This is a genomic window from Flagellimonas meridianipacifica (assembly GCF_003001695.1).
Taxonomy (GTDB): domain Bacteria; phylum Bacteroidota; class Bacteroidia; order Flavobacteriales; family Flavobacteriaceae; genus Flagellimonas; species Flagellimonas meridianipacifica.
Genome location: NZ_PVYX01000001.1, coordinates 334,279 through 354,556, shown reverse-complemented (window position 1 = coordinate 354,556; position 20,278 = coordinate 334,279). Strand labels below are relative to the sequence as shown.

Genomic DNA, 20,278 nt, shown 5'->3' with positions numbered 1-20,278 from the left:
CAAGACAATAGATTTGCACTGAACTAATCAGCTCTATAATGCGTAAAACTATTCTTTCCGTTTTACTCGGGATTGTTGTTATTATCGTTGCTTTTGTACTATCAAGAGTTATTGTCAATAGCAGGGAAGATAGACGTCCAAGACCCCAAAAAGTGGTTAAGACCGTTTTTGTGGATACTGTTTCTAACGGTGATGTACCTATTGTTATTTCTGCCAATGGTAATCTAGTGGCAAAACGCCGTGTGGAACTTTTTGCTGAGGTACAAGGGGTTTTTAGGCCCGGAGCCAAGGCGTTCAAAGCGGGACAACCCTATCGAGCTGGCCAAACTTTAATTCGCATTGATGCATCAGAATATTATGCAAGCGTACAATCGGCCAAAAGTAATCTGTTCAACTTGGTTACTTCCATAATGCCCGATTTGCAGTTGGACTACCCTGAGCATTTTTCGAAGTGGCAAGAGTATTTGGTCAATTTTGATTTAGAAAAATCCACACCCCCGCTTCCAGAAGTGACTTCGGAAAAGGAGAAATATTTTATCACCGGTAGAGGGATATACACCAATTATTACAATGTCAAGAATTTAGAGCAGCGTTTGGCAAAGTATGGTATTGCTGCCCCATTTTCAGGAGTACTCACTGAGGCTTTGGTTACGGAGGGTTCCCTGGTTCGCGCAGGACAAAAATTGGGAGAGTTTATAGAAACCGGAACCTATGAACTAGAGGTCGCCGTACCAAAAACCTATGCCGACTTTTTAAGGGTAGGTAAGGAGGTAAGCCTTACTAATTTGGATAAGACCCAAGAGCATATGGGCAAGGTGGTACGTGTTAATGGACGCGTGGACCAGACCACACAGACCATTACAGTGTTTATCGAAGTTAAGGGAGAAAATCTAAAAGAAGGACAATATTTAGAGGCTTACCTTAATGCCAGAACTGAAGAGACCGCCATTGAAATTGATAGATCACTCTTGCTGGACAACGATCAGATATTTGTTGTGCGAGATACTATTTTAGATGTCATAGACGTAAATCCGGTTTATTTCACTGACAAAAAGGTTGTCTTAAAGAATGTTCCAGATGGTGAAACCATAGTTTCGCGGCCCGTTTCGGGGGGTTACGCGGGGATGCTGGTCAGGGTTTTTGGAGTACCAAACAACGAAACTGCAACAAAATGAAAAAGGTAATCTCATATTTCATTAAGTATCATGTTGCCGTAAACGTGATTATTATTTCGTTTTTTGTTTTCGGTATAGTAGGTGCTCTTTCTTTAAAATCATCATTTTTTCCTCTTACCGAATCCAAAAATGTATTGATTAACATTGTCTATCCTGGTGCATCTCCTCAAGAAATTGAAGAGGGTATCGTCCTTAAAATTGAGGATAATCTAAAGGGATTGGAAGGGGTCGACCGAGTGACTTCAACCTCTACCGAAAATTCTGGCTCCATTAATGTTGAAATTGAAAAGGGGTATGACATCGACTTCATGCTTTTGGAAGTAAAAAACGCTGTTGATAGGGTGCCTACCTTTCCTACAGGAATGGAACCTCTGGTAGTCTCCAAACTTGATGCCGTACGTCAGACCATCAGTTTTGCTGTAAGTGGTGAAAATATTTCTTTAGCTACGTTAAAACAGATTGGCCGACAGGTTGAAAATGACCTTAGGGCCATAGATGGAATTTCTCAAATTGCCATTTCCGGATATCCCGAAGAGGAAATTGAAATAGCAGTGAACGAGAACAGTCTGTTGGCTTATAATGTCTCCTTTAACGAAGTGGCCCAAGCGGTGGCAAATGCCAATCTATTGGTTACTGGGGGTAACATCAAGACCGATGCAGAAGAATATTTAATTCGTGCCAACAATCGGTCATATTACGGGAAAGAACTCTCCAATGTCGTCGTTAGAGGTGATGTTTCCGGTCGTACTATCCGATTGAAGGATGTAGCCGAAATTCGGGATCGCTTTTCTGAAACACCCAACGCTTCCTATTATAATGATGACCTTGCGGTAAATGTGACCATCACCAGTACCAACACTGAAGATTTAATTGGTTCTGCGGAGAGGGTGAAAGAATATATTGCCGAATTCAACGAGAAATACAACAATGTACAGTTGAATGTGGTAAGTGATCTATCCATCACATTGACACAAAGAACCCAATTGCTTACGGAGAATGCCATTATGGGAATGATTTTGGTACTTCTATTCTTGAGTCTGTTCCTCAATACACGTTTGGCCTTTTGGGTGGCCTTTGGTCTGCCAGTAGCCTTCTTGGGTATGTTTGTTTTCGCACCCATGCTCAATGTGACCATCAATGTACTCTCGCTTTTCGGAATGATAATCGTTATAGGTATATTGGTGGATGATGGTATTGTTATTGCTGAAAACATCTATCAACATTATGAAAAAGGTAAAAAACCCATTCAAGCTGCAATCGATGGTACCTTGGAGGTGATTCCACCCATTGTTTCGGCAATTGTGACTACCATTTTAGCCTTTTCCATTTTTCTTTTCTTGGATGGAAGGATTGGGGATTTCTTTGGAGAGGTTTCAGTAATTGTAATCCTGACACTGGTGGTATCACTAGTTGAGGCATTGATAATTCTTCCCGCTCACTTAGCCCATTCCAAAGCATTACGAAAGCAAAGTGACGCACCAAAAACCGGCATTGCCAAAGTATTCTCTCAATTACGTGTCATTAATAAAATGGGTGATACGGCCATGGCATGGATGCGCGATAAATTGTATAGTCCTGTGTTGCATTTCGCTTTGGAGTATAAGATGTTGACCTTCTCCTTTTTTGTATTAGCACTGGTTCTTACGTTTGGCTCCATTGGTGGGGGAATTATCCGCACCGCATTTTTCCCAAGAATTGCCAGTGATCGAGTGGCCGTAGAACTCCTAATGCCCAACGGGACTAATGAAAAAGTTACAGACTCCATTATCAGTTTGATTCAAGATAAAGCAGCTATAGTAAACCAAGAGCTTACCGAAGAATATTTGGGATATACTGATAAAGAGCTTTTTGAGAACATGATTAAGAACGTTGGGCCAGGTTCATCAGCTGCTACCTTGGTAATTAACCTTCTTCCCGGTGAAGAACGCCCCGATGCCATACGAGCTGATGTAGTCACCAGTAGATTGAGGGAATTGGTTGGCCCGGTTTTCGGAGTGGAAAGCCTAATTTATGGTTCGGGAGGAAACTTTGGGGGTGATCCTGTTTCAGTTTCCCTATTAGGGAATAACATTGAAGAACTTAAAGCCGCCAAAACTGAATTGAAAGGGGCTATGGTGGGCAATTCCTTGCTAAAAGATGTCGCAGATAACGACCCTGCTGGCATCAAGGAAATTCAATTGGAACTTAAGGATAATGCCTACTTATTGGGACTTGACCTACGAAATGTAATGAATCAGGTAAGAGCAGGTTTCTTCGGTGCTCAGGCCCAGCGCTTTCAAAGAGGTCAAGATGAGATACGTGTTTGGGTGCGATATGACCGCGAAAATCGGTCCTCCATTTCAGATTTGGATGAGATGCGTATTCTTACCCCTTCAGGTTCTCGCGTTCCCTTGAAAGAAATTGCAAATTACGATATACAACGAGGTGATGTGGCCATCAACCATTTGGATGGCCAACGTGAAATCAGAATTAGTGCCGATTTAAAGGACCCTGATAATACGAGTGCACCGGATATGTTGGCGTGGATACGAAACGATATTATGCCTGAAATCCAGTCCAAATACCCAAGCGTTACGGCTTCCTATGAAGGGCAAAATCGTGAACGAAACAAATTGACGGATTCCTTGAATTTTGTGGGCTTGGTGGTTTTATTCTTAATCTATATTACTATTGCTTTTACATTCAGAAGTTTTAGTCAGCCTTTATTGCTGCTATTATTGATTCCATTTAGTTTGACTGCAGTTTCATGGGGTCACTGGATACATGGTTTTCCAGTAAATATTCTGTCCATGTTGGGCATAATTGCCTTAATAGGTATTATGGTGAATGACGGTTTGGTACTCATTGGGAAGTTCAATGGAAATTTAAGGCTTGGGATGAATTTCGATGAAGCTTTGTACGAGGCAGGCCGTTCGAGATTTAGGGCAATATTTTTGACTTCGGTTACCACCATTGCCGGTTTAGCCCCGCTATTGCTTGAAAAGAGCAGGCAGGCTCAGTTCTTAAAGCCCATGGCAATCTCTATTGCTTACGGTATCGGTTTTGCAACAGTGCTCACTTTGGTTATGCTTCCTATTTTCTTGTCCTTCAGTAATAGCGTTAAAGTAAGTACGAAGTGGTTAAGGACAGGAGACAAAATCAGCAAAGAAGAAGTAGAGCGTGCCATTAAAGAACAACATGAAGAAGCACATCTGTCTGAAAGTGGTGTTATGTCGGTAAATGGGCATGCAAATGGAAATCCAGTTAAAAACAAATCCCAACAAGAATTAGAAGAGATATTATGATGCAGAAAAACTACCTGCCCACCCTCTTATTATCGTTTTTGTTTACTTGTTCTTTACTTTCTCAAGAGGTTCTTACCAAACAGGAAGCCATAAAATTGACATTGGAGAACAATTTGGGAATTCTCATCGCGGAAAACAATGTTGAGATTGCTGACAATAACAAAAGCGTACTTAATTCTGGATTTCTACCCTCAATTACGGGTACTGCCGGCGCCAACTATCAAAGAGATGATTCTACTTTTGAATTTCCGGGACAGTTCTTGAGTGACGGGGAAGGAAACCCCGTAATTGATGAACAAACAGGGGAGCCTGTCCCTAGGCCTGATGCCGATTTGTATAAGGCTGAAGCGCAGCGCTATAACGCCAGAATAACGGCTGATTACGTGTTATTTGATGGTTTAGGCCGATGGTACGATATGAAAAGATTGAAGGAAGAGTACAATCTATCATCGCTACAAGCCCGGGAAACCCTAGAAACGACCATTCTTCAATTGTTTAGTGTGTATTTTGAAGCTGCTAGAATTTCAGAAAACATTACAGTTCTTGAGCAGACCTATCAGAACACCAAAAACCGACTGCAGCGGGCAAACTACAGTTTTGAATTTGGTCAGGTCAACAAACTTGATGTATTGAATGCAGAAGTAGATTTGGTGAATGACAGCATCAATGTCATGAACGAAAGACAATTATTGGAGAATACCCTACGCGATCTTAATATTGTTCTAAATGCGGATTTGGAGAAAAAGTTTGCAGTGGATACCACAATTACTTTCATAAATGAACTACAATTGGAAGATTTTGCCGCGCAAGGAGAGCAAAATAACGTAAGGATGCTTCAAGCCAAATCAAATATGACCATCAATGACTATACGCTGCAATCCGCAAAATCTGTTTTTCTTCCAACCATTGGTCTTACGGGCTTCTATGGATGGAACCTGAACCAGAACGCCCCAGGGCCCTTCTTTCCTGGAGTAAATGTGAACAATACCCGAAATTTCGGTCTTGGTGCAACCTTGACCTGGAATCTTTTTGATGGAGGGAGAGGCATTACTCAGGTAAAAAATGCCAAAATACTCTTGGAGTCTCAAGATGCACTCCAAAATCAAATTGAACTTGAAGTAAAGCGCGATATAGCAAATGCCAGAGGTGATTTTCAAAATCGTTTAAAGGTTTTTGAATTACAACAACAAAATGTTATCACAGCGACGGATAATTATAGGCGTTCGAATGAACGCTATAAATTGGGCCAAATTACTTCGGTAGAGCTACGTCAGGCCCAAATCAATCTACTGAATGCACAAACCAGTAGGAATTTAGCCAAATACAACGCGAAACTTGCTGAGCTTCAGTTGTTGCAGCTCACAGGACAGCTAATGAATGTTTCCATTTAATGGATTGAGTAGATGTTGGAACACTTCTTCCAGTGCCCGTATTGTTGGGAAGAAATCTCGTTTCTTCTGGATAGGTCTGTTTCAAGTCAAACTTACGTAGAGGATTGCGAAGTATGTTGCAACCCGATTGAGGTTAGCTGTGTGTTTCAATATGATGAATTGGTATTTTTTGAACCCAATATTCTTGGCCAATAATCTTCACCCTTAAAATTAAAGGAGCAAAAATTCAATATCCTGTAACTTTTTAGTAGCTTAAGTCAATAATTACTAAAAAGCTAACTACTGGAATGCAAATTATTGAAAATGCAACCCTCTACGATGCAATTATCGTAGGCTCCGGAGCAGGTGGAGGTATGGCAACTAAAGTACTTGCCGATGCGGGTTTAAAAGTTGCTGTTGTCGAAGCGGGACCTTTTTTTGACCCCGCCAACCCAGAGCAAAAAACACAACTGCGTTGGCCTTGGGAATCCGAACGCAGAGGGGCAAGCACACAATTCAGACCATTTGGTGACTTTGATGCGGCCTATGGCGGTTGGGAAATTGAAGGAGAACCCTATACGCATAAAGATGGTACCAAATTCGATTGGTTCCGATCTCACATGCTAGGCGGACGAACCAATCATTGGGGTCGAATTTCACTTCGTTTTGGTCCAAAAGATTTCAAACACAAAGATATTGATGGCTATGGAGAAAATTGGCCCATAAGTTATGAGGACATTAAACCATATTACGACCGCTTGGATAAATTGATTGGTGTTTTTGGTACAAATGAAAGGTTGCCCAATGATCCCGATGGTTTCTTTCTCCCACCTCCCAAACCTAGGTTACATGAACTTTTTTACATCAAAGGGGCAAGAAAATCCAATATTCCGGTATATCCATCCAGAATGTCAATGTTGACCAAAAAGATAAACAAAGAACGTGGCGTTTGTTTCTACTGTGGTCAATGTAGCAGAGCATGCAGCGTCTATGCTGATTTCTCTTCAGGGAGCTGTTTAATTTTTCCAGCCCAAAAGAACGGAGGACAAGTTGATTTGTTTGTCAATTGCATGGTGCGAGAGGTGACTGTGGATGAAGAGGGAAGGGCAACAGGAGTTTCTTATATAAATAAGGAAGATAGAAAGGAATATAAGGTCAAGGCCAAAGTGGTTGTTTTGGGTGCTTCTGCATGCAGTACAGCAAGAATATTATTGAACTCCAAGAGTACCCAACATCCCAACGGTTTAGGAAATAGTAGTGATCATGTTGGCAAATATTTGCATGACTCAACAGGCGCGGATAGGGCAGCTTTTATACCAGATTTAATGAATCGTAAGCCTTCATACAACGAGGATGGTGTTGGAGGAATGCATGTGTATTCACCATGGTGGGGAGATAACTCCAAACTCGATTTTCCCAGAGGGTATCACTTGGAAATTTGGGGAGGCATGGGGATGCCAAACTATGGTTTCGGTTTCAATGTAAATGAGTTCAACAAATTCTTTGGAACTAAAGTTGGAGGGTATGGCGACATGTTACGAAGTGATGTAAAGAAATATTGGGGCGCTGTGGTTGGAGTTTCGTCGCGAGGTGAGTCCATTGCACGTAAGGACAACTATTGTGAAATAGACCCATCGACGGTGGATGAGTGGGGTATTCCAGTATTACGTTTCCACTATAAATGGTCTGATTTGGAACTAAATCAAGCAAGGCATGCCCACAATACTTTTGAAGAAATCTTGACCAATATGGGCGGGGAAATGTTGGGTGATAAACCGGGAAAGGACATGGATTATGGATTACAAACCCCAGGCCGCATTATTCATGAAGTGGGGACTACCAGAATGGGAGATGATGCTAAAACCTCGGTGACCAATAAGTTCCAACAGCTGCATGAAGTGGATAATGTTTTTATTGTTGATGCAGGGCCTTTTGTATCCCAGGCGGACAAAAACTGCACGTGGACCATCATGGCACTGTCTTGGAGGGCATCAGAATACATTGTGGACCAATTAAAAAAACAAAACCTTTAGCGATGGACAGAAGAAAAAGTATTAAATCAATCGTATTGGGCTCTGTGGCCACAGGTTTGGTGGCCAACGGATGTAAACCAGGTCAGGAAAATCCGGAGACTGGTGTAAAGAAACCTGAGAATGTTGCGTGGCGAACTCCTGTGGAGAATGAAATCATTAACGAAATTCAAGGTGAAGAATTTTTCAATGCACACGAAAGGGAGACATTAACTGTTCTTTGCGACCTTATTTTACCCCCCAGTGACCAGTTCAAAGGCGCATCTGATGCCAAGGTTGTGGATTTTATAGAATTTATGGTCAAGGATCATATCCCCTTCCAAACAGATTTTCGAGGAGGATTAATGTGGCTGGACCATAAATGCAACACGGAATTTGGATTGGAGTTTAAATCCTGCAACGAAAATCAGCAGAAATCTATTTTGGATACTATTGCTTTTTACGACCCTGATGTAATAGCTGAGGAAAGACCTTTTGAAGTGAATTTTTTCGCCACAGTTCGAGATTTGACCATGACTGGCTTTTACACTTCCAAAATTGGTATTGAAGAACTGGGGTACAAAGGAAATATGCCCAATGTTTGGAATGGAGTCCCAGAGGATGTTCTAAAACAACATGGAGTTGCCTATGAGGAAGAGTGGTTGGCTAAGTGCATAGATCAAAGTAAAAGAGGCGTCATTGCCGAATGGGATGATGAGGGGAATCTACTGACCTAACAAATATGGTTTAGATATTTGGCTTGAGAGTATTCTGTGTAAGGGCAAAGTATGTTCGCAACTTGAGTAACAGTATATTCTTTGATTATCTGCCACAGTAAATCTTATTTTTTACCAAAGCATATTGCGTATTGCCGATTCTCCAGCGACCGGCTTGCAGATTAGCTAAGTTGACATAATATCGACCCGATTGACCATCAGCATAATAAAGGACCACTGCAGGATTCTTATTAGGTGCCGTTTCAACTTTCCAAGTACCATAATTAGATCCTCTTGTGACACCATGGGCATTTCCTCCATAGTCTCCCTCAACACTAAATCCGCCATCATAGTTTAAACTAAATCTTCCATCACCACAGAAATTTACATAGGTGAGGGAACTTGCCCTGCTATCGTTTAAATAGGACGTGCGTTGATAATAAACCAGTTGACTACCGGCTAGATTGTTGTAAACCTGTTTGGAGATTCCTGCATAATTGGTTGAAACCTTGGTGTTTTGGTTTTGTGATGATTGGGTAGTTGATGAATTTTGGCTTGTTGTTGAGCCTTTTTTAAAATATGGGCTTAAATCTAAACCAGCTAACTCGTGTTCCGTTGAAATTTGATAAAAATAATAGGAAGTGCCTTCAGAGGTTATATGCCATCCACCTTGTATAGGACTGCCAAAAAACGAGTAATTTCCGGCATCTGAATAGACCATTCCCTTTAGACCATTATTGGTCTTTGTTCCGTTTAAAGCATACATGGTCTGATTGGCTACAAGGATACCTTGAAAACCTGCATCTACCGTTTTCATCTGCATTCCAAACTGGCCATCACTGGTCATAAAGGTACCCTCATACAGATTCTGCGCCTTCATTGGAAGCATTAAAAGGAAATAAAAGAAACTGAAGGCAACAATTTTGGAAGAAACCATGACTTTTTAGTTAAAGGTATTACTTCCTTGAATATCAAATACCAAACCAAAAATAAATTAAGGTTATGTATCGTACCTTGGGTTGAATACAAAAAATCAATAGAAGTAATTGAACTTGCGGAATTATCTATAGAATAGGACGATTCGGCACATCTTATCATAAATGATATTGGTGAATTGTCCAAAACTACCAAGGAACTGGAAAAAGAAGAAGAGATGATTTTATGCAAACAATACCGCATCTTTTCGTAGCACTCTTCGTCTTTAAAAGGGAAATCAAAATTCATATCATGAAAAACTATTTTATGTTAAGCCTAGTTACTGCACTTTCTATTGGAAGTATTCAGGAAACATGGGCACAGTCCTGTGAGACAAGCCCAAAGAAAGCCAAAGAACAAGTTTCGAATAATAATCATTCGGTTACTGGAGCAAATTCGGGCTGTACCCTATCTGCTTGTAGAGGTGCGAAAACGAAGTTTGGTGAGGCTAAAATCATCACTGATTTACGTTTAAGTCTTATTGATTTAAAATCCATGATGGAAAATCATGAAGGGATTTCATTTGATCCGCGGTCTTATGATATACATGGTATAGTGGGAGAAACTGATGAAGAAAGTCTACAAATCATCAAAGACGAAATTGAAATCATTCAAAAAGAATTTTCTGAGAAGTTGAATAAGCAGCTAACCAAAGTGGATTTCCCTAAAAACAAAGCCAAACAGGTATCACTTTTACAATCAAGACTTTCGGACCTTAAAAAGCGATTGTAAGAAGGTCACAGGAATCAAATAAAAAAATTCGTATGATTCGGCGAAAACTGATAAGCACAAGTATCGCTTTGTGCTTTGTTATCTTGTCGGTTACAGGTATCCTATCTTTCTTTTTCAACCACGATTTAAGGGTTGCTGCAGCGCATACGGTCTTTGGTTTTCTTTTCCTATTTGGGGCGTTGTTTCATATTCGAAACAATTGGAAGGGGCTAAAAAGTTATGTAACGAGCCGGGGACCTAAAGGTGCTTTTATATGGGTTGGAATCCTATTTATTCTGGTGTTGGGAATGTCCCTTTTTAATATGGAACCGATTTTAAGTTTTATGGAATTTGGAACGAAAATGAGAGCTAACCAATCTAGAGAGATTGAAAAAGATAAGTTTGTTGTGGTTGATTTCAGTGGGAATCTGCCAAACGAATTGGAAATCGAATTGATAGCTGGCCCGCATTATTGGCATCCACAAATGGCGATATGGTTGGAAGGTGTTGATGATAGTTTTATCACCTCACTTTTTGTGACGCATGCTACTGCAAAAGGAACTTTTTTTGGAGGGCGAACCAAAGAAAACTTTAAAAGTTTTGATGCCGAAAAACAGATTGAGCAAGAATTTAGGAGAGTCGATGCGCTTCCTGTCTGGTCCCATAAAAGAGGGGTGTTACAGGCTGACGGATTATATGCCCCTAGTACGACAAACCCTTTGGCCGATACTGTTTCAGGTGAAACCTTACCCAACAGTTTCCGATTTCGAACAGCAGTAACCGATACAGTGCATATTGTCCGTTTAAGACTGGAAATAAATGTCGCTTTTGATGACAACGAGTTTTATTCCGAATTCGATTTTCCGGATGATGAGGTGTTCCACAATGGAACCGGACAGTTGGGACAACCCTCTTTGGTTTATGAAACGGTACTGGATTTGGCAAACAGGGACAAAAAATACTATTTGATGGAATTAATTGGCCATGGCCATCATTCCGGGAAGGACGGATTTATATACGGTAATATGGAAACTCTTACCACTTCCAGGGAAATAGTGGAAAGGATTTTGGTAAAAGTCGACGGCGATTCACCTTAGTTGTTGCAGCAGTTACTGGGTTTTTGATGGCAAATTATACTGCCTCTACCACCGGAAGTGATTTGGCAACATTCGGCGAACATCTCCTTGAGCTTTTTTCTTCCTCGTTGTATTTTGGAGCGCACGGTGACATAGTTCATGTCCATGGTTTCCGCAATTACTTTCTGGGGAATATTTTCTAAATCCGACATTTTTAGAAGCATGCGGTATTCCTCGGGGAGTTTTTCTATAAAGGGCGCAATACACGGACTGAGTTCTTCAATAGCATTCGTTTCATCCAAAGATTCGTTGATAAAATCATTTTCCAACCGCTCCCATTTCCTTTTTTTGGACCTGTAGTAATCTATGATTGTGTTCTTCGCAATTTTGTACATCCATGCCTTTACATTTCCGATTGAATTTAAATCAGACTTGGATAACTTTAGGAATACTTCTTGAGTTAAATCTTCAGCATCCTCGAAGAGATGCACCCTTTTTTGGATGTAACCAAGGAGTGGTCCATAATACTTACTTATATCACCACCCATGCCATTCACTTTTTATCATATAAGTTTAGACGTGAATCCTAATAAATGATGCAATAAAACTATCAAAAAGAAGCTTCGAGTAACCATTTTTGCTTTAAAAATGATTTCTAGACTTCTTTATCCATCAAAAGTGGTTATTCTGAAGAGAAAACGTAATCCCTTAAAAATTAGTACGGCATTGGGTAAAACTTCGTAAATAGGAAATGTGCTGTTTTGAACATTGGATTTTGTTGCTCAAAACAAAAGTCTCTGCCCCTTTGCATGAAATCTCTTTCGTTGAGTAAACAAACGGACTAGAACCAATAATCTTTGGTGTTTAATTTTGCGGGTGATTTTGGATTTCTTCTTTTACCAGACTCAATATACTGGAGCATAACTCCTGATACTCCATCCAAGTGCCAACTGCGTATCCGGCGTTTATTTTTCTCCAGATAAGTATCTCATTAAACTTTTTGTTTTGATAAAGCCTTGAGACAGAAAGGTCCTCCAAATAGGGATTGTTTAAGCCCATTAGCCCTGCAGCCTGTTTGTTCTGAAGCATTATTTCCATATAAGCCGGCACTATTTCATTGGTTTGATATTTATCGAATACCGCGTCACTCAAGTTGATTTTAACTTCACCGTAGTAACCAAAGATGGTCTCTCGCAGCGAATCGTTTAGAATAACATCCATTTTTCCTGCGGAAATGGATTCGTCATAGGTGCCTGATTGGGTATAAAAAATATGTGAATTGGCTATCGTCTGACTTATCGAGGCCAATTGAGGAAGGTGTTGGTCGTTTTCGGTTTCAAGTATTCTGAAAATGGAATCTATATTATTCAGTACTCTAGTTTCTTTCTCAATTAAACCAGACAAATCAATAGAATCTTGCTTAAAGTCTTCTTTGAATTTATTTAACAGGCGAAACTCCTCCTTACGTTCTTTGTTAAAAGTGTTATAATCATTTATCCGTACCGCGATTAAAATACCAATGACCACAAGAACAATCTCCCCTACAGCATACAGGGCGTATTTACTGAATTTGTTTTCGGACATCAAGCGTTTTCTGAACTTTCGAAAAATTTTTGCCATAGAAGAATTTTTTTGAATCCACCCAACATATATATTACCAATAAAGTATTGATGTAAAGATAACTAAAGACCTGCTGGTTTAAGTTTTGGATTAAAGTAAGAGAGGCAGACAAATAATGAGTCATTTAAAGCATAAAACCGTTCCATTTCTAAAGATTTTGTGTCTACCATCGACTGCTAATCCTGTTAAGTCTAATTCGATATAATAAAATTAAGGTGTTCATTATTAACCAGGTTTTAAACATAAACTGCTTACAACATTAAAACCCAAACAATTCGGGTACCCAAAGACTAAGTTCTGGGACATAGGTGATTATCATCAAAACCACCAACATCACAATAAAAAGTGGGAGTAACGGGCGTACTACTTGCTGAATCTTTAGGTTGGCTACTCCACAACCTACAAATAATACCGAACCCACAGGTGGGGTACAAAGTCCAATGCAGAGATTCAATATCATAATGATCCCGAAATGGATGGGGTCAATCCCCATCTGGGTAACAATGGGCAGAAAAATTGGTGTAAAAATCAATACCGCTGGGGTCATATCCATAAAAATGCCCACAAAGAGTAGAATCAAATTGATGATTATCAAAATGATTATGGGATTATTGCTGATACTTAACAGTCCGGCACTAATCTCCTGGGGAATACTTTCATAACTCATAACCCAACTCATGGCCACTGAGGTTGCAATGAGCAAGATAACAATAGCTGTCGTTTTTGTGGTTTCCAAAAGTATGGAAGAAACATCCTTTAGTTCAATTTCCTTGTAAGCAAAGGCGAGTACAAACGTATAGACAACAGCTACTGCTGAAGCTTCGGTAGCAGTAAAAATTCCAGCTACTATACCTCCAATCACCACGACCAACAGCAGTAAACTTGGGAGCGCATCCAAAAATCTTTTCAGAAAGATTTTGATACCCACTGATTTAGCGGTTGGATACTTTTTCCTCCATGCATAAACACCTGCAACCAGCATCAAGGCCAGTCCAATTAAAATACCTGGGACATAGCCCGCCAGAAACAGCGCGGCTATACTTACCCCGCCACTGGCGAGTGAATAAATAATTAAAATATTACTAGGAGGAATAATGAGTCCCGTGGTCGCACTCGTAATGTTCACAGCAGCACTAAATGATTTATCATATCCTTCTTTTTCCATCATTGGATTCATAAATCCGCCTATGGCCGAGGCTGCAGCAACCGCTGAACCCGAAATGGCCCCAAAAAGCATGCAGGCGATGATATTTACAAAGGCAAGACCCCCAGGTAAAGGGCCTACGATGGCTTTCGCGAAATCAATCAACCTACGGGCAATACCGCCTTGGTTCATCACTTGGCCGGCAAGAATAAAAAAGGGAATGGCCAAAAGCGCAAAACTGTCCAGAGATGTGGCCATGCGTTGTGCCAGAGTCGTCATGGCAGGTATGCTTGGCATGGAAACCACTAAGGTGAGTAAAGCAGAGAGTCCGATGCTAAAGGCAATGGGGACCCTAATCCCCATTAGGACAACAAAACTAATCACCAATATGAGTGCCTCCGTATAGTCCATTTTAGTTTTTTAAATAACTGTTGCGCCTTTTCAAAAAGGTATCCAAACTGAAATAGGTAATAAAAAGTCCTGAAATGGGAACTGCACTATAAATCCAACCCAAAGGAATTTCCAAAGCAGCAGATTTTTGCTGCAATTTAAAAGTAAGTATACATAAGTTGGTGCCGCCAATAACCATAACACACACCGCAAATACAATAATGGCAAACGCCACCAGTCCTGAAAACAAAATAGGGGCCTTGTTTATCGTTGAAACTGGAATCAGGTCTATAGCTAAATGTAATTCTTTCCCAGTTGCGTAAGCAGCACCATACAGGCCCAACCATATTAGGGAAAAACTGGCAATTTCATCGGTTAGCGTGCTGGGACTCCCCAATACATATCGGGATACCACCTGCCATATCACAGAAATCAGCATAAGGGTCATAATGACCAAAAGCAATTTTTCCAGAATGGCATTCACCCGTTTTCTCATCACTGCATTTTTTTTATGGACTGCATCAACTGGAAGGCCTCGGAGTTTGGTTCAAAAAGCTGGTCAAATTTCTTGGTTTTGGCTGCGAAAAGCGCTTTGTTGGGATAGTTAATCTTCACTCCGGCCTCCGTAATTACTTTTAGCGCTTCTGCTTCTGCTTCCGCCCATAATTCACGTTGATAAATTGCGGAAGCATCAGCCGCCTGCTGAAGCCATCCCCGTTCATTTTCACTCAGTCGATTCCATGTTTCCGTACCAACTAACAACACATCGGGCACCGCAGTATGCTCATCAAAACTGTAGTAGTTGCATACTTCATAATGTTTGGAAGTATGGAAACTTGGCAGATTGTTTTCGGCTCCATCCACAACACCTTGCTGCAGGGCAGTGTACAGTTCACCCCAAGAAATGGGGGTTGGGGAACCTCCTAGTTGCTGTACCATGCTGACCGCCATATTACTTTTTTGCACCCTAATTTTCATTCCTTTCAAATCATCAGGCGTTTCGATAGGTCTGTTTTTGGTATAAAAACTGCGACTTCCTGCATCATAGAAACAGAGTCCGCGAAGTCTGTAATCCTCGCCTTTTTCCAAGAATTGACGCCCCACTGGTGAATCATATACAGTATGGGAATGGTTTTTATCCCGAAAAAGATAGGGAACACTCAACACTTTATATTCCGGCACGAAGTTTTCGAGAACTGCTCCGGAAACCTTGGTAATGTCCAAACTGCCAATTTGAAGTAATTCCAGACATTCTCGTTCCGCACCCAGTTGTCCACTAGGGTAAATCTTTACGGTCAATTTTCCTTTGGAAGTAATTTTTAACTGTTTTCCCAAATCCACCATGGCTAAATGCACAGGATGATTGGTATCGAGCCCATGAGCCAGTCGTAACACCTTGGTCTCCTCCTTACTACTGCAGGAAAGCAAGCAACAAAACAGGATTACGAGTGTAAACAATCTGGTTTTCAACCTATTTTTTGATTTTTTTGATGGTTTGTATGGTATTGGAAACGGATTCGGTCAAATCATTGAAGTGGCCGGATTCAATAAGGTCTTTTTTAAATAGTTGACTTCCCATACCTACACAATGGACCCCAGCATTGTACCAAGCTGACAAATTCTCTTCGGTAGGTTTTACCCCTCCAGTAGGCATAATAGGGACCTTGGGATACACTGCTTTTACTGCTTTTATAAATCCAGGTCCTAAAACATTCCCGGGAAATGCTTTGAGCAACTTAGCTCCGAGCTGCAGGGCCTGATACATTTCAGTGACCGTACCACATCCGGGAACCCAGAATACTTCTTTTTGATTGGCAAAATTGGCAATCTCTGGTATCAATGCGGGTGAGACTAAAAAATGTGCACCTTCATCAAAAAAATGGGACGCATCCTCTTTGGTAAATAGGGTTCCTATGCCGAGATAAAGGTCGCTGTATTGTTGGGCATGCGTAACTAGCTCTCCAAAAACCTCCAAAGCATTTTCGCCCCGATTGGTAAACTCAAACACACGTACTCCTCCTTCATAGCACGCATCCAGTACTTTTTTGGCAATATCACTATCTGTATGATTAAAAACAGGAATCAATCCCGTCTCATGCATGCAATTCAACAGTTGTTGATGATTGGCTTCGTCCATGCGTACTATTTGTTTTTATCTAGAGACTCTTCCTGAAGCATCACCACCCATAAGCTTTTCAACTTCATCCACAGTTACTTGATTCGCATCCCCTTTAATAGTATGCTTCAAACAGGAAGCTGCTACCGCGAAATCCAATGCTTTCTGGTCGTCACCTTCGTAAGTTAGTAACCCGTAAATCAATCCGCCCATAAAAGAATCTCCACCTCCAACACGGTCCACGATATGCGTAATTTGATAGGTATTGGATTCATACAAAGTCTTTCCATCATAGAGCACACCGGCCCAAGTATTGTGCGAAGCACTAATGGACCCCCTTAAGGTCGTAATGACCTTTTTTGCTTTCGGAAACTTATCCATCATTTGTCTACAGACCGATTCAAAGGCCTTGGTACTTACTGAATGACCTTGGGTGACATCCACACCTTCCGGATGGATGCCAAAATGCTTCTCTGCATCTTCCTCATTCCCTAGAATAACATCACAATGTTCCACGAGGGGTGTCATAATAGTTTCAGGTTCAACTCCATATTTCCAAAGCTTTTTTCTGTAGTTCAAATCGGTAGATATCGTTACTCCCATTCTGCTGGCCACCTCGCAGGCCTCCAAACAGGCATCGGCCGCACCTTGCGAAATGGCAGGGGTTATACCCGTCCAATGAAACCAGTCAGCATCTTTGAAAACGGTTTCCCAATCAATCATTCCTTTCTCAATTTGTGACATAGCGGAATGAGCGCGATCATACACCACTTTACTACCTCTGGCAACAGCGCCGGTTTCCAAAAAATAGATGCCCAATCGCTCTCCGCCCCAAATAATGTTTTCTACATTGACCCCTCGTTTGCGTAGTTCCATCATGGCACATTTTCCAAGGTCATTTTCAGGTAATCGAGTTACAAAATCCACTGGAATACCATAGTTGGCCAACGAAACTGCTACGTTGGATTCACCACCCCCATAAATCACATCAAAAGAATTGGTTTGGGAAAAACGTAGAAATCCCGGAGGAGCTAGGCGTAACATAATTTCACCAAAGGTGACCACTTTTTTCATTACGTATGCTTTTTGATCTAAATATCACGAATTAAAATCGATTGGAAACCTACTATTTTCGAATTACTTGAAGAAAAGTAAAAGATTTTTAGTTAATTTGTGCAATCGATTGCACAATATTAGCAATTTAATTTGAAATGGAACAAAAAATCCTGAAAATTCATCCGTTTGACAATGTGCTGGTAGCTCTGGATAATTTGAGCAATGGAGAAACGATACGGCTGGAAGACCATACCCTTCAATTAAAACAGGCTGTAAAGGCCAAACATAAATTTGCCTTGACTGATTTCAATAAAGGTGATACCATCATGATGTACGGTGGTGTAGTGGGAAAGGCTTGCCAATTTATAGGAAAGGGCGAAGTGTTGACTACGGAAAACGTGTCCCACAAAGCGGATATTTTTGGAAAGCGAATTCCCCATTTGGATTGGGAGCAACCGGATATTTCAAAGTTTGGGGGACGTTCGTTTTTGGGATATCACCGTTCTGATGGTCAAGTGGGAACGGCCAATTATTGGGTCGTGATTCCTTTGGTATTTTGTGAAAATCGCAACGTGGACGTCATGAAGGATGCCTTCTTGGAGGAGTTGGGCTTCGCACATCCCAATAAATACAAAAGCTATGTAAGAAAGTTGGTGGCCCACTATCAAAGTGAAAACACTTCGAAAAATGCTATCGCGTTGGAGGAAGAACAAATTGAAGTGTCCCCAATTTTTAAGCAAGTGGATGGTATTAAGTTCCTAACGCATCAAGGAGGTTGTGGAGGCATCCGGCAGGATTCTGAAGCGCTTTGTGCTTTAATTGCAGGGTATTTGAACAACCCGAATGTCGCAGGAGGCACTATTCTGAGTTTGGGATGCCAAAACGCCCAGATTTCCATTTTAGAAGATAAATTGAATGCCCTGAATCCCCATTTTGATAAACCCTTGCACATTTTGGAACAGCAAAAAGAAGGGACCGAAGAAGACTTATTGGTTAAGGCCATTCAGTTAACTTTTCAAGGACTGACTGAGGCCAATAAGACGATACGCCGGCCTGCTCCCTTGGAAAAATTGACACTAGGGCTGGAATGCGGGGGCTCCGATGGATTCTCTGGAATCTCAGCCAATCCGGCTGTTGGCCACGCCTCTGATATTTTGGTGGCCTTGGGTGGAAAAACCATGCTCGCTGAATTTCCTGAACTCTGTGGCGTGGAACAACAACTCATTAATCGTTGTACGAATGATGCTATTGCCGATAAGTTTACGAAGTTGATGGAAACGTATTCCAATGCAGCTATTGCTGTAGGCTCAGGGTTCGATATGAATCCTAGTCCAGGTAATATTAAGGATGGTTTAATCACCGACGCGATGAAGAGCGCAGGAGCTGCTAAAAAAGGAGGCACATCTCCCATAACCGACGTACTTGACTATGCCGAATATGCAAATAAACCCGGACTTAACCTGCTTTGCACGCCTGGCAACGATGTGGAAAGCACAACAGCTTTGGCAGGTTCAGGGGCGAATATTATTTTGTTCACCACAGGTTTGGGCACGCCAACGGGCAACCCTATTGCACCGGTGATCAAAATTTCTTCCAATACGGATTTGGCCCAACGAATGCCTGATCTTATCGATGTGGATGCCGGCGGTGTTATTACGGGAGAAAAGTCAATCGAACAAATGGGAGAGGAATTGATGGAGTATATCATCGATGTGGTCAGTGGCAAAATAAAAACCAAGGCCCAAAAATTGGGACAAGATGATTTTATACCTTGGAAACGGGGAATTTCACTTTAACTGTTTTGCATGAAATACTTATTTGATATTGAAGGAAAAAATATTCTTATAACCGGTGGAACTGGGGTCTTGGGGTCAGAATGGTCCAAATACCTTGCGGAACAAGGTGCAAATCTTATTATACTGGGAAGGAAGTTGTCAGAAGCCCAAACAGTGGCAGATGACATTATAAAAAACGGTGGTAAAGCCGCACCCTTTGGCTGCGACGTAACCGATGAGGAAAACCTAAAAAGTGTTTCGGATACCGTAAAATCCCAATTTGGTAGTTTGGATGTACTCATCAATGCTGCTGGCGGTAATATGGCGGGGGCGATTATCAACCCGGAGCAAACGCTATTGGATAGTGATGTAGAGGCCCTCAGAAAAATCATCGACCTCAACTACGTGGGGACCTATCTCTCCATTAAATCCTTTTTACCCCTTTTTCTGGATGATAAAAAGGGAAGTATCATCAATATCTCCAGTATGTCTGCCGAGCGGCCATTGACTAGGGTTATGGGGTATTCGTCCGCGAAGGCCGCTATCGATAATCTCACCAAATGGCTTGCCATCGAGTTTGCGAAAAAATATGGGGAAGGATTACGAGTAAATGCTGTCGCTCCTGGTTTTTTCCTCACAAAACAGAACAAAGAACTCTTGACGAATACGGATGGAAGTTATACGGATAGAGCGAACCAAATTATTGGTAACACGCCAATGAGTCGGTTTGGACAGCCGAATGAGCTCTTCGGGGCTATTCATTATTTGAGCAGTGACGCTTCAAAATTTGTAACAGGCACGGTACTTTCTGTGGATGGTGGCTTTGGGGCCTATTCGGGAGTTTAAAAAATTAGTTTGAA

At 41.3% G+C, this 20,278-nt stretch carries 18 protein-coding genes; 10 read left to right on the top strand and 8 right to left on the bottom strand.

Going from position 1 to position 20,278, the window contains the following annotated elements; translation table 11 throughout:
- Positions 1–38: 38 nt before the first annotated feature.
- From CLV81_RS01520 to CLV81_RS01495, 6 genes are all read left to right on the top strand, one after another.
- Positions 39–1,175, top strand: coding sequence for an efflux RND transporter periplasmic adaptor subunit (locus tag CLV81_RS01520; protein ID WP_106143304.1), 1,137 nt, complete (start codon positions 39–41; stop codon positions 1,173–1,175).
- Positions 1,172–4,459: an efflux RND transporter permease subunit gene (locus CLV81_RS01515; protein WP_106143303.1), complete on the top strand. Its 3,288-nt coding sequence runs from the start codon at positions 1,172–1,174 to the stop codon at positions 4,457–4,459. The genes CLV81_RS01520 and CLV81_RS01515 overlap by 4 nt, the downstream gene beginning before the upstream one ends.
- On the top strand, positions 4,456–5,850 hold the full coding sequence (locus CLV81_RS01510) for a TolC family protein (protein ID WP_313790275.1): 1,395 nt from the start codon (positions 4,456–4,458) through the stop codon (positions 5,848–5,850). The genes CLV81_RS01515 and CLV81_RS01510 overlap by 4 nt, the downstream gene beginning before the upstream one ends.
- A gap of 12 nt (positions 5,851–5,862) precedes the next feature.
- A complete protein-coding gene (locus CLV81_RS01505; RefSeq protein ID WP_106143301.1) occupies positions 5,863–6,045 on the top strand; it encodes a CPXCG motif-containing cysteine-rich protein in 183 nt (60 codons plus the stop codon).
- A gap of 92 nt (positions 6,046–6,137) precedes the next feature.
- Positions 6,138–7,862, top strand: coding sequence for a GMC family oxidoreductase (locus tag CLV81_RS01500; protein ID WP_106143300.1), 1,725 nt, complete (start codon positions 6,138–6,140; stop codon positions 7,860–7,862).
- Between the two features lie 2 nt (positions 7,863–7,864).
- Positions 7,865–8,575 (top strand): gluconate 2-dehydrogenase subunit 3 family protein, encoded by a 711-nt coding sequence (locus tag CLV81_RS01495; RefSeq protein WP_106143299.1) that lies wholly within the window; start codon positions 7,865–7,867, stop codon positions 8,573–8,575.
- A gap of 85 nt (positions 8,576–8,660) precedes the next feature.
- Here the strand turns inward: CLV81_RS01495 and CLV81_RS01490 are convergent, their stop codons facing one another.
- Entirely contained in the window at positions 8,661–9,491 is an 831-nt protein-coding gene (locus CLV81_RS01490) for a hypothetical protein (RefSeq protein WP_146129805.1), read from the bottom strand.
- Positions 9,492–9,781: 290 nt separating this feature from the next.
- On the opposite strand from CLV81_RS01490, the gene CLV81_RS01480 reads away from it, so the two are divergent.
- The gene (locus tag CLV81_RS01480) at positions 9,782–10,261 is read left to right on the top strand and encodes a hypothetical protein (protein ID WP_106143296.1); all 480 of its coding nucleotides are present in this window, start codon (positions 9,782–9,784) and stop codon (positions 10,259–10,261) included.
- 32 nt (positions 10,262–10,293) lie between these two features.
- The gene (locus tag CLV81_RS01475; RefSeq protein ID WP_146129804.1) at positions 10,294–11,337 is read left to right on the top strand and encodes a DUF4405 domain-containing protein; all 1,044 of its coding nucleotides are present in this window, start codon (positions 10,294–10,296) and stop codon (positions 11,335–11,337) included.
- Here CLV81_RS01475 and CLV81_RS01470 read toward each other — a convergent pair.
- The 7 genes from CLV81_RS01470 to CLV81_RS01440 form a co-directional block, all read right to left on the bottom strand.
- Entirely contained in the window at positions 11,334–11,864 is a 531-nt protein-coding gene (locus CLV81_RS01470) for a sigma-70 family RNA polymerase sigma factor (protein WP_146129803.1), read from the bottom strand. The genes CLV81_RS01475 and CLV81_RS01470 overlap by 4 nt on opposite strands.
- A 316-nt stretch (positions 11,865–12,180) precedes the next feature.
- Complete coding sequence (locus CLV81_RS01465; RefSeq protein ID WP_146129802.1) at positions 12,181–12,936, bottom strand: DUF6090 family protein; 756 nt, start codon at positions 12,934–12,936, stop codon at positions 12,181–12,183.
- A 260-nt stretch (positions 12,937–13,196) separates the two neighbouring features.
- Positions 13,197–14,492, bottom strand: coding sequence for a TRAP transporter large permease (locus CLV81_RS01460; RefSeq protein ID WP_106143292.1), 1,296 nt, complete (start codon positions 14,490–14,492; stop codon positions 13,197–13,199).
- Position 14,493: 1 nt separating this feature from the next.
- Positions 14,494–14,967, bottom strand: coding sequence for a TRAP transporter small permease (locus CLV81_RS01455; RefSeq protein WP_106143291.1), 474 nt, complete (start codon positions 14,965–14,967; stop codon positions 14,494–14,496).
- Positions 14,967–15,941: a TRAP transporter substrate-binding protein gene (locus CLV81_RS01450; protein ID WP_245911892.1), complete on the bottom strand. Its 975-nt coding sequence runs from the start codon at positions 15,939–15,941 to the stop codon at positions 14,967–14,969. The genes CLV81_RS01455 and CLV81_RS01450 overlap by 1 nt, the downstream gene beginning before the upstream one ends.
- A 1-nt stretch (position 15,942) precedes the next feature.
- On the bottom strand, positions 15,943–16,608 hold the full coding sequence (locus CLV81_RS01445; protein WP_106143289.1) for a bifunctional 4-hydroxy-2-oxoglutarate aldolase/2-dehydro-3-deoxy-phosphogluconate aldolase: 666 nt from the start codon (positions 16,606–16,608) through the stop codon (positions 15,943–15,945).
- A gap of 15 nt (positions 16,609–16,623) precedes the next feature.
- Positions 16,624–17,661: a sugar kinase gene (locus CLV81_RS01440; RefSeq protein WP_106143288.1), complete on the bottom strand. Its 1,038-nt coding sequence runs from the start codon at positions 17,659–17,661 to the stop codon at positions 16,624–16,626.
- Positions 17,662–17,798: 137 nt separating this feature from the next.
- On the opposite strand from CLV81_RS01440, the gene CLV81_RS01435 reads away from it, so the two are divergent.
- Positions 17,799–19,439, top strand: coding sequence for a UxaA family hydrolase (locus CLV81_RS01435; protein ID WP_106143287.1), 1,641 nt, complete (start codon positions 17,799–17,801; stop codon positions 19,437–19,439).
- A gap of 9 nt (positions 19,440–19,448) precedes the next feature.
- Positions 19,449–20,264: an SDR family oxidoreductase gene (locus CLV81_RS01430; protein WP_106143286.1), complete on the top strand. Its 816-nt coding sequence runs from the start codon at positions 19,449–19,451 to the stop codon at positions 20,262–20,264.
- Positions 20,265–20,278: the final 14 nt, after the last annotated feature.